General features: G+C 63.3%; 15 protein-coding genes and 1 riboswitch. Of the genes, 2 read left to right on the top strand and 13 right to left on the bottom strand.

The window, feature by feature from the left end:
• Positions 1-196: 196 nt before the first annotated feature.
• The 10 genes from AWB68_RS18910 to AWB68_RS18865 all read right to left on the bottom strand — a co-directional run bounded on the left by AWB68_RS18910 (position 197) and on the right by AWB68_RS18865 (position 8,568).
• Positions 197-1,435, bottom strand: coding sequence for a dienelactone hydrolase family protein (locus AWB68_RS18910; protein WP_087645876.1), 1,239 nt, complete (start codon positions 1,433-1,435; stop codon positions 197-199).
• A 307-nt stretch (positions 1,436-1,742) separates the two neighbouring features.
• Positions 1,743-2,162, bottom strand: coding sequence for a YchJ family protein (locus tag AWB68_RS18905; protein ID WP_087645875.1), 420 nt, complete (start codon positions 2,160-2,162; stop codon positions 1,743-1,745).
• Entirely contained in the window at positions 2,159-2,767 is a 609-nt protein-coding gene (locus AWB68_RS18900) for a glutathione S-transferase family protein (RefSeq protein ID WP_087645874.1), read from the bottom strand. Before AWB68_RS18900 ends, AWB68_RS18905 begins: the two co-directional genes overlap by 4 nt.
• A gap of 28 nt (positions 2,768-2,795) precedes the next feature.
• The gene (locus tag AWB68_RS18895; protein ID WP_087645873.1) at positions 2,796-3,473 is read right to left on the bottom strand and encodes an SDR family oxidoreductase; all 678 of its coding nucleotides are present in this window, start codon (positions 3,471-3,473) and stop codon (positions 2,796-2,798) included.
• A 75-nt stretch (positions 3,474-3,548) separates the two neighbouring features.
• The gene (locus tag AWB68_RS18890) at positions 3,549-3,899 is read right to left on the bottom strand and encodes a type II toxin-antitoxin system ChpB family toxin (protein WP_087645872.1); all 351 of its coding nucleotides are present in this window, start codon (positions 3,897-3,899) and stop codon (positions 3,549-3,551) included.
• Positions 3,893-4,144 carry an AbrB/MazE/SpoVT family DNA-binding domain-containing protein gene (locus tag AWB68_RS18885; protein WP_087645871.1) on the bottom strand — a complete coding sequence of 84 codons (252 nt, stop codon included), beginning with the start codon at positions 4,142-4,144 and terminating at the stop codon, positions 3,893-3,895. Before AWB68_RS18885 ends, AWB68_RS18890 begins: the two co-directional genes overlap by 7 nt.
• A gap of 109 nt (positions 4,145-4,253) precedes the next feature.
• Entirely contained in the window at positions 4,254-5,447 is a 1,194-nt protein-coding gene (locus AWB68_RS18880) for an acetyl-CoA C-acetyltransferase (protein ID WP_087645870.1), read from the bottom strand.
• The gene (gene can, locus AWB68_RS18875) at positions 5,440-6,222 is read right to left on the bottom strand and encodes a carbonate dehydratase (protein ID WP_087645901.1); all 783 of its coding nucleotides are present in this window, start codon (positions 6,220-6,222) and stop codon (positions 5,440-5,442) included. The genes AWB68_RS18880 and can overlap by 8 nt, the downstream gene beginning before the upstream one ends.
• Positions 6,223-6,245: 23 nt before the next feature.
• Positions 6,246-8,060, bottom strand: coding sequence for a bifunctional isocitrate dehydrogenase kinase/phosphatase (gene aceK, locus AWB68_RS18870; RefSeq protein WP_087645869.1), 1,815 nt, complete (start codon positions 8,058-8,060; stop codon positions 6,246-6,248).
• Between the two features lie 85 nt (positions 8,061-8,145).
• Positions 8,146-8,568: a MerR family transcriptional regulator gene (locus tag AWB68_RS18865; RefSeq protein WP_087645868.1), complete on the bottom strand. Its 423-nt coding sequence runs from the start codon at positions 8,566-8,568 to the stop codon at positions 8,146-8,148.
• 112 nt (positions 8,569-8,680) lie between these two features.
• Here AWB68_RS18865 and AWB68_RS18860 point away from each other — a divergent pair, with 112 nt between their 5' ends.
• On the top strand, positions 8,681-9,754 hold the full coding sequence (locus AWB68_RS18860; RefSeq protein ID WP_087645867.1) for an MBL fold metallo-hydrolase: 1,074 nt from the start codon (positions 8,681-8,683) through the stop codon (positions 9,752-9,754).
• A gap of 15 nt (positions 9,755-9,769) precedes the next feature.
• On the opposite strand, the gene AWB68_RS18855 is transcribed toward AWB68_RS18860, so the two are convergent.
• Positions 9,770-11,356 (bottom strand): ABC transporter substrate-binding protein, encoded by a 1,587-nt coding sequence (locus AWB68_RS18855; protein WP_087645866.1) that lies wholly within the window; start codon positions 11,354-11,356, stop codon positions 9,770-9,772.
• Between the two features lie 195 nt (positions 11,357-11,551).
• Positions 11,552-11,721: riboswitch (yybP-ykoY riboswitch) on the top strand.
• Positions 11,722-11,810: 89 nt separating this feature from the next.
• On the opposite strand from AWB68_RS18855, the gene AWB68_RS18850 reads away from it, so the two are divergent.
• Positions 11,811-12,821 carry a sodium:calcium antiporter gene (locus AWB68_RS18850; protein WP_087645865.1) on the top strand — a complete coding sequence of 337 codons (1,011 nt, stop codon included), beginning with the start codon at positions 11,811-11,813 and terminating at the stop codon, positions 12,819-12,821.
• Positions 12,822-12,951: 130 nt separating this feature from the next.
• On the opposite strand, the gene AWB68_RS18845 is transcribed toward AWB68_RS18850, so the two are convergent.
• The gene (locus tag AWB68_RS18845) at positions 12,952-13,251 is read right to left on the bottom strand and encodes a flagellar protein FliT (RefSeq protein ID WP_235028408.1); all 300 of its coding nucleotides are present in this window, start codon (positions 13,249-13,251) and stop codon (positions 12,952-12,954) included.
• Positions 13,252-13,273: 22 nt separating this feature from the next.
• Entirely contained in the window at positions 13,274-14,725 is a 1,452-nt protein-coding gene (gene fliD, locus AWB68_RS18840) for a flagellar filament capping protein FliD (RefSeq protein WP_087645863.1), read from the bottom strand.
• Positions 14,726-14,904 lie beyond the last annotated feature (179 nt).

Here is a 14,904-nt window from a genome sequence, read left to right as displayed (position 1 = left end):
ATTCGGAATTTAATTCGATTCCGGCGCGGTTGGCCGGTCGGCGGACTTGTCGTGAAGCCGGCGGCGAGGGCGTCATTGCGCCCGACTTCGCGCCTAACTTCGCCCAACGCGGCCGCTTGTCGTGCCTTCTGGCGCGTGAAGATACAAAAGCGCCGGCTCGAGGCCGGCGCGATAAAAATTCGAAGTGAGGACGCGTTTAGCGCGATGCAGTCTGCGTGTCGCCGCTGGCATCGCGCCAGACGACGTCTTCGTTGACCGCATACAGCCGGCACGGATCGCTGCTTTGCTTCTGGCAGCTCGCGAGCGCAACCGACATCGGGTCGTCGCCGCCTTCGGCCCACGACCACGCGCCCGAATTCGATACGGCGAACGCGCGGCTCGAATACTGGTGCAGGAAGTTGCGATAACCGGCGCGGCCGCCTTCATCGAGGAAAGGGACCGCCGTGACCGCGTCGAGACTCGCGTAGCCGGTCGCTTTCGGCGCCTGCGGCTCGGAGACTTGGTACTGCACCGCGGTCGGCATGCCGATTTGCGCGAGGAACGCCTTCACTTGCGGCCACCAGATCTGCACGCCGTCACGGTCGCCGACCAGCCGGTGCGCGTCGTTCTTGTACGCGCCGAAGTCGACCATCTGCGCCTTGGCGCCGTGTTCGGTGAATGCGGTGTACATCTGGCCGGCGAGTCCGCCCTGCCAGACGGAATCGTTCTCGCCGTAGAACCACAGCGACGGCAAACGCACGTTTTCGCCGTAGGCGCCGAATGCGTTGGTCAGGTTTTTCTGCCAGCCCGCGCACTCGTCCTGGCGCAGGCCGCCGGAAAAGTTGATCAGGCCCCGCACGCCGGGTGCGGAGGCAGCGTCGTGCGCGCCGTAGGCGATGGCCGTCAGCCCGCCGTGCGACGTGCCGCCGACGACGATATGCGTCTTGTCGATGTACGGCTGCTCGCTCATGTAGGCGACGGTCGCGGCGACGTCGCGCGCTTGCGCATAGCCGTTCGCTTCGACGTTGCAGCCGTTGCCGGCATAGTTGCCGCCCGATTCCGCGAAGCCGCGGCGATTCGGCACCACGACGACGTAGCCGTGCCGAACGAATTCGCGGGCGAGGGCGAGCGGGCGATTGCGCGGCTGATCGTGCGCGTCGCCGGGCAGCTTGCCGTGATTGAACACGATCATCGGGAAGGGGCCGGCGCCGTTCGGCTTGAAAACCGTGGTCTGGAGCGTGATGTCGTCTTCCGGGATGCGGATGACGGTTTCGTTCAGGCCATTGTCGACGGCGGGAAGGGTGGCATCGGCGGCGCTGGGGATCTGCCCGAAAGCAGGAGCCTGAAGTCCTTCAGACTGGCGCGTGCCCCCGATCGGTTCGGCGTGCGCGACGGACTGCAACGTCCCGAAGGCGCACAAAAAGCTGCATCCGACCAACCAGGTTTTGATTCCCATCCGATTGAACTCCAGCCGTTGAGGGAGAAAAAGATACGGTGTGGCCCGAATTGAAGTCACAAACCGATCTCCCTGTTCACCTTCGGGAACAGTATGACGGCGGGGTTCCGGGAGTCATGCCCTGAACAGACACGACAATTGGCTTCAATACAGACGTTTCAGGCGTCGCTTGCAAGGACACCTAGCGTAGGAGAAGAGTAACCGGACAAAAAGCATGTGAACAATTAGAGGAACCCCTGTAACTACTCGCTTAATGAAAGCTCATATTCAGGGAATTAGTTCCGATCGTTTCGTTTGTAGCGCTTATTTATGATTTTATTTCGCCGTCGACGTATAACCAGCGATGTTGCGCATTGCGAATGAATCGGCTCGTTTCATGTAGGCGATGCGCGCGCCCGCCGGTTTTATAACGTGCGACGAACTCGACTTCCGCGTGATGTTCGTCGAGCCGGACGTGGCGTTTGATCTGCAAGCCGAGCCAGCGCGTGCCTGTATCGCCGGATGCGTCGAGATCGGCGGGACAGGTGTTTTCAGCCCACGTCATGCGCAGGTAAGGCGTATTGCCGAGCACGTAGGCGGTGTAGCGCGAACGCATCAGTTCCATCGCGTTGGCGGGCAGTGCGCCGTCTTCGATGAACCGGCCGCAACATTCAGCGTAGAGCGGCGCGCGATCGCTCGTGCGACGCTCCGGCGATGCGCCGCCGCACGGGCATTCAACCGGTTTCATTGATCGACGCCCGGCATTTCGACATGGCGCGGTTGTTCGCGCACGCGGGCGAGCCAGGCGCGGATCGCCGGATAGCGCGACAGGTCGAGATTCGCCTCATCGGCGACGTGCGTGTACGCGTAAAGCGCGATATCGGCGACGGTGTAGCGCTCGCCGACGAAAAACGTGCGCGTCGCGAGATGCGATTCCATCACATCGAGCGCGCGATATGACCCCGCCGTTTTTTCCGGCAGACGCGGGTCGTCCGCTTGCTTCAGGAACTGCAGGATGAAGCGCGCCACCGCGACGTTCGGCTCGTGGCTGTATTGCTCGAAGAACATCCATTGCAGCACTTGCGCCCGCGCGAGGCGATCCGCCGGCAGCAGCGGCGTGCCCTCGGCGAGATAGCAGAGGATCGCGTCGGATTCGGCAAGACAGGTGGTGTCGTCGATTTGCAGCACCGGCACCTTGCCGTTCGGATTGAGCTTGCGAAACGCATCCGTGTGCGTGGCGCCGTTCATCATGTCGACTTCATGCCAAACGTATGGCAGATTCAGTTGTTCGAGCGCGAGCCTGACCTTGTAGCAGTTGCCCGACGCGGAAACGCCATGTACCTGGTAAGTCACGCGTGGTCCTCTCTAAGTTTTGTTTGGGTCACCAGTCGAGCTTCGTGCCGTCGTACTGCACGAAACTGCCGTTGAACTGATCGCGCATCGCACCCGCTTCGGCGATCACCGCGCGCATGCCCGACACGCTGTGCGCGACGTCGATCGCCGCCGACGAGCCGCCCATCTCCGTGCGCACCCAGCCCGGATGCAGCGCGATGCACGCGGAGTGGCGCGTTTCCAGCGATGCCACCTTGAGCACCGAATTCAGCGCCGCCTTGCTCGCGCGATAAAGCCAGCCCGTCGTGCCGCTTGCCGTGCCGATGCTGCCCATCCTGCTCGACAGCACGGCGAGCACGCCTTTCGCCGCATCGGTGAGCGGCAGCAGCACGGGGATCAACTGCATCGGGCCGTGCACGTTGGTGCGCATCACGTCGTCGAAGTCCTCGGCGCTGACCGGCTCGACGCCTTCCGTGCGCGGGCCGTACACACCCGACACGATGATCGCGACATCGAGCATCTCGCCATCGAGTTGCCAGCCGAGCGCCGTGACCTGCTCGGGTTGCGTGACATCGAGCGAGAAAGTTTGCGCGCCCATCGCATCGAGTGCGTGGAGTGAGGTCTTGTCGCGCGCGGTGGCGAGCACGCGCCAGCCGTCGCGGCAATATCTGCGCGCAAACTCGTGACCGATGCCACGCGACGCGCCGACGATCAATACAGTTTTCATGCTTGGTCCCTTCCTGCGTTTCACCGGGCAAGGGCGGGGCTCCGCCGTCCACGCCGAGAGATTGGCGCGTGCCCGTCAGTCCAGAATGGTTTGCAGACGAGCGAGCGCGTCGTCCACGACTTCGACCGGTGCGCGCTCTATCGTCTTTGCGCCGCGCGCCTCGAGATCCAGCGTACGAATCATGTTCACCAGCGCAACGCCTTGCGTTTCGGTGCCGGAACCGGACAGCGGCACCGCAAAGCCGGCGAATCGCGCGAACTCGCCACCCTGCGTGATCGGCGCGACCAGCGCGACGCCGAGCGAGTTGAATGCGGCGGGCGACAAAACCAGCGCAGGGCGAAAGTCGCCCTGCTGTTCGCGGCCTGCCGTGGGATTCAGATTCACGCGCACGATGTCGCCCCGATCAAACTTGACACGCCTCACCATGCTTCACGACCGACCGGCACGGCGCTGTTCCACGCGGTCAGGTCCGCCGGCATCGGAGCCTTCGGATCGCACTGCGCGAGCAACTCCTCTAGCGTATAGGCGTGCCGCGCCGGTTTGAGCATGAGGCCCTCCGGGCGCACGTCGACGGTGAGCTTGTCGCCCAAGGCGACCTTGAGTTGCTCGAGCAACGTGGTGGGCAGGCGCACCGCCGCACTGTTACCCCATTTTTGAATCGACAGTACCATTGGGTCATCTCCACGAATGTAGATTCATTGTAGATACGCCCTGCGGAAATATCAAGCATTCGTATCTACATCGTAGATACGAATTGCCTTCCCGGATTCGCAAAAAAAACTACAGAAGTTCCACCCCCATCGCCGTCGCCTCCCCACCGCCGATGCACAGACTCGCGACACCGCGCTTCAACCCGCGCTGTTTCAGCGCGCCGATCAGCGTGACGAGAATCCGCGCACCCGACGCGCCGATCGGATGCCCCAGCGCGCACGCGCCGCCGTGCACGTTGACCTTGTCGTGCGGCAGGTCGTGCTCGCGCATCGCGGCCATCGTCACGACGGCGAATGCTTCGTTGATCTCGTACAGATCGACTTCGTTCGCGCGCCAGCCGTTCTTCTCGAACAGCTTGCGGATCGCGCCGACCGGTGCGGTGGTGAAGAGCGCGGGCTGCTGCGCGAACGTGCTGTGCCCCGCGACGCGCGCAAGCGGCGTCACGCCGAGGCGGCTCGCTGTCGATTCGCGCATCATCACGAGCGCGGCGGCGCCGTCGGATATCGACGACGAATTCGCCGCCGTCACCGTACCGTCCTTCGCGAACGCGGGCTTGAGCGTCGAGATCTTGTCGAGGTTGGCCTTGAACGGCTGCTCGTCGCGATCGATCACCGTATCGCCCTTGCGCCCCTGCACCGTGACGGGCGCGATCTCCCACTTGAACGAGCCGTCTTCGTTTGCGCGCTTCGCACGCCGCAGCGATTCGATCGCGAACGCGTCCTGCGCTTCGCGCGAGAACGCATACGACGAAGCGCACTGTTCCGCGAACGTGCCCATCAGCCGGCCCTTTTCGTAGGCGTCTTCGAGGCCGTCGAGGAACATGTGGTCGAGCACCTGGCCGTGGCCCATGCGCATCCCGGCGCGCGCCTTCGGCAGCAGGTAGGGTGCGTTGGTCATGCTCTCCATGCCGCCCGCGACCATCACCTCGACCGAGCCGGCCAGCAGCATGTCGTGCGCGAACATCGCCGCGCGCATGCCGGAGCCGCACATCTTGTTGACGGTGGTGCTGCCCGTCGAGAGCGGCAGCTTGGCGCCAAGCGCGGCTTGCCGCGCGGGCGCCTGACCCTGGCCCGCGGGCAGCACGCAGCCGAACACCACTTCTTCGATCTGCTCAGGCGAGAGGCCGCTGCGCTCGCGCGCCGCCGCAATGGCGACCGCGCCCAGCTCGGGCGCCGTCATCGACGCGAAGTCGCCCTGGAAAGCGGCCATCGGCGTGCGCGCCGCCGATACGATGACCACCGGATCACGATTTGTCTCACTCATGTTTTAACTCCTTGATGACGCCTTCGACAATGGCGGGAATATCTCCGAGACGCGCGGCATCGGACGCGAGCACGTCGTTCTCCACGGAATGCGCGCCGCCTCGTGCAAGCGCTGCGATGCATGACTGGTACGTCGATTCGATCTGCTCGGTCGCGTGGATCATCATGCCCAGGTTGCGCACGCGGCCGTCGTGCACGCCATACGCCCAGCCGTGCACGGTGAGCTCCTGGCCGCGCGCCCACGCATCGTTCACGATGGTCGTGCGGCACACGTTCACGGTCTGCTCGATGGTATTGAGTTCGACCAGCCTGCGATGCCGCGCGCTGCCCATCGGCCATTCGTCGAGCAGGTGCGCGTGCTTGTCGCGCACGTCCTCGACGTGGCGCAGCCAGTTGTCCGCGAGACCGACGCGGCGGCTCACGAGCGCCGCGGCGACGCCCGAGCATCCATAGTGGCCGACCACCATGATGTGCTTGACCTTGAGCAGATCGACGGCGAACTGGATCACCGACAGGCAGTTGAGGTCCGAGTGCACCACCACGTTCGCGATGTTTCTGTGCACGAAGACCTCGCCCGGCGGCAGTCCGATGATCTGGTTGGCCGGCACGCGCGAATCGGAACAGCCGATCCACAGATACTCCGGCGCCTGTTGATGCGCGAGCCGCGAGAAGTATTCGGGATCGTGGCCGAGCTTGCGCTCGACCCATGCCGCGTTGTTGTCGAACAGGTGCGCGAGCGGGTTGTGTGCGTTGGTGTTGTCGTCAGTCGTATTCATGATGTGGTTTGAGTCCGCCTTCGTCACGCAGCGCGTGCGCGTGTGGATGCGATTGCGTTCGGGTCCTGCTCGAAGCGCTCCGGATAGCGGATGCAGAATCGGGCGGAACGGTCGTAGGGAAAGAAGTCGGCGAGTTCGCCGCGCAGCAGTTGGTCCTTGTTCCTTTGCCAGAGCGCGGGATCGAAGAAATCGGCGTGATGGCGCATGAACGCTTCGCGCACGCGCGGGTCGCCGAGCAGGAACGTGCCGTAGGTTTCGGGAAAGATGTCGTGCGGGCCAACCGTGTACCACGGCTCGCCGGACATCTCGTCTTCCTCGTAGCGCGGCGCGGGCACCTTGCGCACGTTGCAGTCCGTCAGGTACTCGATTTCGTCGTAGTCGTAGAACACCACGCGGCCATGGCGCGTCACGCCGAAGTTCTTGTAGAGCATGTCGCCGGGGAAGATGTTGGCCTGCATCAGTTCCTTGATCGCTTCGCCATATTCCCTGATGCCGTGGTCGATATCGGCGTCGCTGGCGTTCTGCAGGAACAGATTCAACGGCACCATGCGGCGCTCGATATACAGATGCTTGATCACGAGGTTGTCGCCCTCGTATTCGATCATCGATGGCGCCTCTTTCTCCAGTTCACGAATCAGCGCGTGATCGAGCCGCGCGATCGGCAACGCGACGCTCGAATATTCGAGCGTGTCGGCCATGCGCCCCAGCCGGTCATGGCGCTTGACGAGCAGATACTTGTCCTGGATCTTCTTTCTCGTCGTGTCCTTCGGCGGCGGGAAGTAGTCCTTGATCATCTTGAACACGTACGGAAACGACGGCAGCGTGAACACGATCATCACCAGCCCCTTGATGCCGGGCGCGATGATGAACTGATCGCTCGAATGCGAGAGATGATGCAGCAGGTCGCGATAGAAGAGGTTCTTGCCCTGCTTCTGCAAGCCAACGGATGTATAGATTTCCGCCTTCGGCTTGCCCTGCATGATCGAGCGCAGGAACTGCACGTATGCCGACGGCACCTCCATGTCGACGAGAAAATACGAGTGCGCGAAGCTGAAGATGATCAGCAACTGCTCGCGGGTGAGCAGCACGGCATCGAGTGCGAGCAGGCCCGGCTGCGTATGGCGCACGGGCACCGCGAACGGCACGACGCTGTCGGCATTGATGATGCGCCCGACGATATACGCGGCCTTGTTGCGAAAGAACAGCGACGAAAGAATGTGGATCTGGAAATTCGGCGCCGCCTTGAAGTCGCCGGAGACTTCGGCCATCGACTGCATCACGCACTGCACGTCGCGTTCGAGGTCTTCGAATGGCGCGTTCAACTGAAAGTTGGTGACGATGCGTTCCAGCGTCGCGGCGAGCCCGTCCTTCGCCGGGTAATACGCGCGATAGGTTGGCTTCGCGGCCGGTTCGCCGTTCTCGATGTATTCGGTCGAGAGGGCCGGGCGCACGAAGATGAAATCGTTGTTGAAGTACGAGCGATGCAGGATCTTGCAGCACACCGAGTTGAAGAAGGTCTCGGCGCACTCCGGCTGCCGGTGCGACGTGAGCAGCCCGATATAGTGCAGCTTGATCTGCTGCCAGATTTCGGCGTCGATGTTTTCCGCGTCGTATTCGTCTTCGAGCAGCATCACGCACTCGTCGACGCGATCGTCGTACGACGCGATGCGCTCACGCGCAAGCTGTTGCAGCGCGAGCCAGTTGTACGTTTCGAACAGCGTCTTGGCCTTGATCGCGGCATCGCGAAACACGCGGTAGTGACGGTCGAACCCTTCGAGCATCGTCTGCGCGATGTCGAAGGCGACTTGCGACGAGAGCAGCTTGGGGAAGTGGTTCATGTCGACCCTGCACGTCGTGGGGTGTCGCCGGTTTGCTTCGCATCCCGGCCACGCTTAATGCCCGCCGCGAAGTTCGTGTGATCCATCATGCGGCCTTCGACTTGCGCGCGCGCTTTTCTGCGCTCGCTGAAAGCAGTGCGCGACCCTGCTGCTCGTACTCCGCGAGTTCGGCGAGGGTCGCGTTCAGGTCCTCCAGTTGCCGCTCCAGCACCTTGCGATGCGCGGCGATCGTGTCGAGAAACGCATGAAGTTGCGAGACGGTGCCGGTCGGCGAGTCGTAGAGATCGAGCAGTGCGCGAATCTCCGACAGCGTAAAGCCGAGCCGCTTGCCGCGCAGCGTGAGCTTGAGCCGCGTGCGATCCCGCGACGAATACACGCGACGCAGGCCGCCCGAGCCTTCGCGCGTCGGTGCGAGCAGGCCCTGGTCTTCGTAGAAGCGAATGGCGCGCGGCGTGATTTCGAATTCGCGCGCCAGTTCGGTGATCGTATATTGCGTGTGCTGATCCATCGCAGAGCGCCGGGTTGCAGCGCGATTGTTCTACGGAAGTTAATATGTACGTTTACGTTATCGTCAACCTGGCTAAAATGCAACGGCGCCGCAACCCGGAGACATCCCCCGAATGAACGCCCTCGAACATCAACTCGACTACGTCTTCACCGACACGCTACCGGAATCCGGCGGCGTCATGGAAGTGGCGCCCGGCGTGTTCTGGGTGCGCATGCCGCTGCCGTTCGCGCTGGATCACATCAATCTCTGGCTGATGCGCGATGAGATCGACGGCGAGCGTGGCTGGACGGTGGTCGATTGCGGTATCTCGAGCGAGACGATCCGCGCCAACTGGGAGCGCATCTTCGACACGCTGCTCGACGGCATGCCCGTGCTGCGCGTGATCGTCACGCATTGCCATCCGGATCACCTCGGGCTCGCCGACTGGATCTGCCAGGGCGGCGACAAACAACGCTGGAACGTGCGCCTCTGGATTTCGCTCGGCGAATACGCGATGGGCCGCGTGATGGCAGCCGGCGACGGCTCCAACGCGGGCGGCGAGCGCGCTGCGCGTCATTTTGCGCGGCACGGCCTGAACGACGAAGCCTCGCTCGACGCGCTGAAGAAGCGCGACAGCTACTACCCGTCGCTCGTGCCTTCGATCCCGCCGGAATTCCGCCGTCTGCGCGACGGCGACACGCTCACGATCGGCGGCCGCGCATGGGAAATCGTGTCCGGCTACGGCCATTCGCCGGAGCACAGCGCGCTCTTTTGCGCGGACGCGAAGCTGCTGATTTCCGGCGACATGGTGTTGCCGCGCATCTCGACGAACGTGTCGGTGTTCGGGATCGAGCCGGAAGGCAATCCGCTCGCGTTGTACCTGGAATCGCTGGGCCGCTATGAAACGATGCCCGCCGATACGCTCGTGCTGCCGTCGCATGGCAAGCCATTTCGCGGCATGCATACGCGCATCGGGCAGTTACGCGATCACCACAAGGCGCGTCTCGCGGAGGTGCGCGAAGCCTGTGCGACGAAGCCGCAAAGCGCCGCCGAAATCGTGCCGCTGATGTTCAAGCGCAAGCTCGATATTCATCAGATGACATTCGCGCTTGGCGAAGCGCTCGCGCATCTTCATCTGCTGTGGCTCGACGGCGAATTGAAGCGTCACGTCGATGACGATGGCGTCGTTCGCTTCTCTCCCGCGTGACCACGCCATTCGCGCTTACTGCACCGTGACGCTCGCGAAGTTCTGTCGCCCGAAAGGGCTCACGCTATAGCCGCTCACGTTGCCGCGCGTGAGCGCGGCGGCTGTCGGATACGCGAGCGGAATCCACAGCGCCTGGTCGTGGATGATCTTCTGCGCCTCCACATAGGCTTTCGTGCGCCTGCCGATATCGGGCGTCGTCTTGCCATCGGCGATCAGCTTGTCGAGTTGCGGATCGCAGTAACGCGCGAAGTTGATCCCGGACTTCACCGCGTTGCAACTGAAAAGCGGCGAGAGATAGTTATCCGGATCGCCGTTGTCGCCGGCCCAGCCCATGAACAACATGTCGTGCTGGCCCTGTTTCGCTTCCTTGATCAGCTCGCCCCATTCGATCACCTTCACCTGCGCCTTGACGCCGATCTTCGCAAGGTCCGCTTGCAGCAATTCGGCGCCGGCCTTCGGATTCGGATTCAGCACGCTGCCGTTCGGACGCACCCAGATCGTGGTGTCGAAGCCATTCGGAAAGCCCGCGTCGGCGAGGAGCTTCTTCGCCCGGTCGGCCGAATACGGATAGGCGCTCACCGACTTGTCATAGCTCCATGTGTTCGGCGGGAACGGATTGACGGCCGGCGTCGCCGTGTTCTCGAAGACGGTCTTCAAGTACGTCGTGCGATCGAAGGCGACGTTCAGCGCCTGACGGACCTTCGGATTGTCGAGCGGCTTCTTCTGCGTGTTCAGCGCGACGAACGCCGTCATGAACGCGGGCGTCTCACTCACTTTCAGCGACTTGTCGCTCTTCGCCTCGATGACGTCCTGCGGCTTGGGCGACAGCGCGATCTGGCACTCGCCCGCCTTGATCTTCTGCGCGCGCACCGAAGCGTCTGGCGTGATCGCGTAGATCAGCCGGTCGATCTTCGGCTTCGCGCCCCAGTAGTCCGGATTGACGTCGTAGCGGATCACGGCGTCCTTCGTGTAGCTCTTCAGGACGAACGGCCCGGTGCCGACCGGCTTCATGTTCAGGTCGGCCTGCTTGTTCGCCTTCAGCAACTGATCGGCGTATTCGGCCGAATAGATCGAGGCAAAACCCATCGTCAGGATCGGCACGAAGGTCGCGTTCGGCTCGTTGAGTTCGAACTTGACGGTGTTGTCGTCGACCTTGCCCACCGACTTGATCAGCTTCACGAGACCCATCGACTGCGCATGCGGAAAACCGCTCGCCCCGGCGACTTTGTGCCACGGATTGCTGTCCGAGAGCATGCGCTCGAAGGTGAACACGACGTCGTCGGCGGTGAGCTTGCGCGTCGGCTTGAAGTAGTCGGTGGTCTGGAACGCCACGTTCGGGCGCAAGTGAAACGTGTAGGTCAGGCCGTCGTCGCTCACGTCCCACTTCTGAGCGAGCGACGGCGCGACTTTCTTCGCGGCTTCATCGTAAGCGACGAGCGTGTTGAAAATCACGTCCGCCGACGCGTTCGTCGTGACGAGCGAATTGAACTGGACGACGTCGAAGCCGTCCGGGCTCGATTCGGTGCAGACGGTGAGCGGTTTGGACATCGCGAGCATCGGCGTAGCGACGAGTGCGGCGAGCGCGAGCAGTTTGAAGCGCATAGGTTCTCCCGTGACCTTTTGAGTCAATTGATATTTACATTCGTTTTCTTTCGATGGCGCGCGTCCCGGATGCAAGGCGCGCCCGCGCCGGTAGATTATCGAAGCCCAACCGCGGCGACAACGATCCGATTGTCATATCCCTATGCGCCGGCCCGGACGCGCGCCTTGCCGAATCGTTTTCAGCGGGCTACACTTCACCCCGTCTTTGGGGAGTAGCCTTCCTTCCAGCTTTGGAAGGAGAGCGCGTCAACATCCTCGGCTGTCAAGCCGTGGCGCGTTCGACCGGTCCGGTTTGGCGAGACCATTGATGCATCGCGTCGTTCCTGGTCGGACGACGCGCGGTGCATCATGGTTCGCTGACGTCCGACCGTGGAATCATCGTGTCCCCAAAACTCATAAAACACTCCCCGCCAAGCGCAGTCATTGTCACGTTCACCTCGACGCGAGGTGCCGCATGACGCTGCTTTTTCTCGAACTCGCGCTGATGCTCGTCGTCATTCTCGTGGCGTCCGAACTGTTCACGAACGCGCTCGAACATCTCGGCGAGCGGCTCGGCATATCCGAAGGCGTGACCGGGTCGCTCTTCGCGGCGGTCGGCACCGCGCTGCCGGAAACGACAGTGCCGATCATCGCGCTGCTCGGCGGCACGGCGAGCCGGACGGTCAACGAGGAGATCGGCGTCGGCGCGATCCTCGGCGCGCCGCTGATGCTCGCGACGCTCTCCACCTGCCTGATGACGCTTGCGATCCTGAAGTCGCGCGGGATGCGTGGCGTGATCGCGCCCGAGCGCACTGGCTTCACGCGCGACCTCAACTTCTTCCTGTGCGCTTTCGTGATCGCGGCCGGCGCGATGTTCGTGCCGCACCACGCGTGGCAAGTGCGCGCGCTTTTCGCGGCGGGTCTTGTCTGCGTCTATGTGGTCTATGTGATCTCGACGTTCAGGGCATCGGCGGCACTCGTCGATAGCGGACACGGCACCGAGGCGCCCGAGCGCCTCTTCATCTCGCGCCTCGGCCTGCCGACGACGCTCGCCACCATCGTGCTGCAATTCTTCGTGGGGATCGTGCTGCTGGTCGGGGGCGCGAAGGGGTTCATCCACGGCGTGGAGGGCGTGTCGCAAGTGCTGGGCATATCGGCGCTGCTGCTCTCGCTGATCATCATTCCGATCGCGACCGAACTGCCTGAAAAGGTGAACAGCATCCTCTGGGCGCGGCGCGGCAAGGATACGCTCGCGTTCGGCAACATCACTGGCGCGATGGTGTTTCAGGGCACGCTGCTGCCGGCCATCGGCATCATGCTGACGCCTTGGGAACCTCGCATCGAAGTGTTGACGGGCGTGCTGATCACGCTCGCGGCGGCGGCGTGGCTGCGCTTCAATGCGCGACGCAATGGCGTGGTGTTGTGGGCGCTGCTCGGGAACGGCGTGCTTTACGGCGCGTATCTCGGCCTGACGCTCGGACGCTGAAGACGATGAAGGCGGCCGCACAAATAAGAATGCCCGCCGAGGCGGGCACCAAGAGCGAAGCAGCGTGCCATCGATCGGCACGTTGTTCTTGTTGTTCTTACTCGTATTAACGGCAGTCGGCGGGGAAACTTTAGAAGCGTGAAGCCTGCTGATAGAGGCCCGCCGCATTCGCACGCTCCATCGACCGGCGATGGTTCGCGACCAGCGCCGTTTGCGCGATCTCGGCCGCCTGCGTTACCGCTGCAATGCTCGACTGGATCTTGCGGATCGTCGCAAGCGCGTCGGGCGACTGCTCGGCGGCGAGCGCCGTCAACAGCGGCGAGCGCGTCTCGGCAAGCCGGGCGGCGAGCGGCCAGTTGCCGCCGACCGCCGCCACTTCGATCGCCTGGGAAAGGTCCCACGCCTGGGAAATCATGTCGTGCTGGCTCATGTTCGGCATTCCGTGTTGCGTTTTACTTGTTGGTTGCGAGCGTACCCGCGCTCTTCTCGCCGCCGAACAACTGCGTCAGGTATTGCGAGTTGCTCTGCATCTGCGCCATCAACGTGTTCAGCGCGGTGAACTGCGCGTTGTACTGGTCCGTGAGCTGGTCCGTGTAGGTCTGAAGCGACGCCTGCTGCGTGGCGACGTCCGCCAGATCGTTGTTCAGCGCCGTGGTTCGCGTGTCGATCACGCCGCCGGTTTGCAGGAACGTCGTGATGCTGTTGTTCAGCACCGCGCCGACGCCGGTCGTCGAATTGAACAGCGTCGAAACGGCGGACGGATTGTTCGTCAGCGCGCTGGACAGCGTGTCGCTGTCCACCTTGAGCGTGCCGTCCGGCTGCAGGTCGACGCCGATCGCGCTCAGGCTCACCGTCGTGCTGCCGTTCGACACGCCCTTGGCGATAGTCGACGCAAGCGAGCTCGTGATCGAATTCAGCATGGAGTCGCCGAGTAGCGGGCCGCCCTGGCTGCCGGCGCTCTGCGTCGAGTCGTAGCTCGACAGCGACGAAGCCGTGGTGACGTACGAGTTATACGCGGTGACGAAGGCGTTGATGGCGGTCGTCGCCGTGCTGTTGTCGGTGGCGACGGTCAGCGTCTGGCTGCTGTTGTTCGCCGCGGCGCTCAGGTTGAGCGTCACGCCGGTGATGACGCCCGTGACCGAGTTGCTTGCGCTCGTGGCAGGCGTGCCGTCGACCGAGAAAATCGCGTCCTGCGCCGGGGTCTTTTCCGTGTAATTGCTGTTGGGACTGGCGCTGTCGTAGGCGAGCGAGCCGAGGCCGTCCGTCGAATCGGTCGTGACCTTGATGGTGTTGGCGGCGCCCGTATTGTTGGACGTCAGCACGAGGTGCGAGCCGTCCGTGCCGCTCACGACCGTCGCCGTGACGCCCGGATTGTCCTTCGCCGAATTGATCGCGGAGGCGATGCCGGTCAGCGTGTTGTTGCCGCTTCCGATCGCCACGGTCATCGCGGTGCCGGAGCCGACGGAAATCGACAGGTTGCCGGTGCCGAGCTGCGTGGTGGACTGGATGCCGGTCTGGGTCGAGACGAGCTTCTGGGCGGTGGCGGCCTGCGTGACGTCGATCGCGTAGCTGCCTGCGACGGCGCCGGTCGACGTGGTGGCCGTGAGGCCCGTGCCGTCCGCTTTCGCGGTGAATGAGGAGACGGCCGAGCCGTCCGAGAGTCCCGCGAGCGCGGTCTGGAGCGCCGAGAGCGTCGACTTCAACTGGCCGATCGCAGACAGCGTCGTGTTGTCGGTCGTTTGCCGGTTCGTGAGCGTCGTCGTCTGCGAGGCCGTCTTGGCCGTGACCATCGCGGACACCAGGTCCGACGTGCTGGTCGTCGAGTTGGTCACCCCGCTGATGATGGACTGCGCCGCTTGCGCAAGCGTGGTGCTTAGAGCCGTGCTCGAAGTTGTCGTCGTCATGAGACCGTTTCGTCCGTCGATGCGTATTCAGATGCGCCGGTAGCGCGTCTTCTGCGCCACGATGCCGTCGAGTTTGCGAAACGCGCAATGGGAGGCAAGCCTCCCAGTGCGCATTTCCAATCCGGTTTGCCGCGAGAATGGCCGCGCACGCGTTTCCGTGGAAGGCGTGCGGGCCGTCA

It is taken from the genome of Caballeronia choica, assembly GCF_001544535.1.
Classification (GTDB): Bacteria; Pseudomonadota; Gammaproteobacteria; order Burkholderiales; family Burkholderiaceae; genus Caballeronia; species Caballeronia choica.
Note: the sequence above shows the minus strand (reverse complement) of the source record. Positions and strands in the feature narration are given on the sequence as shown.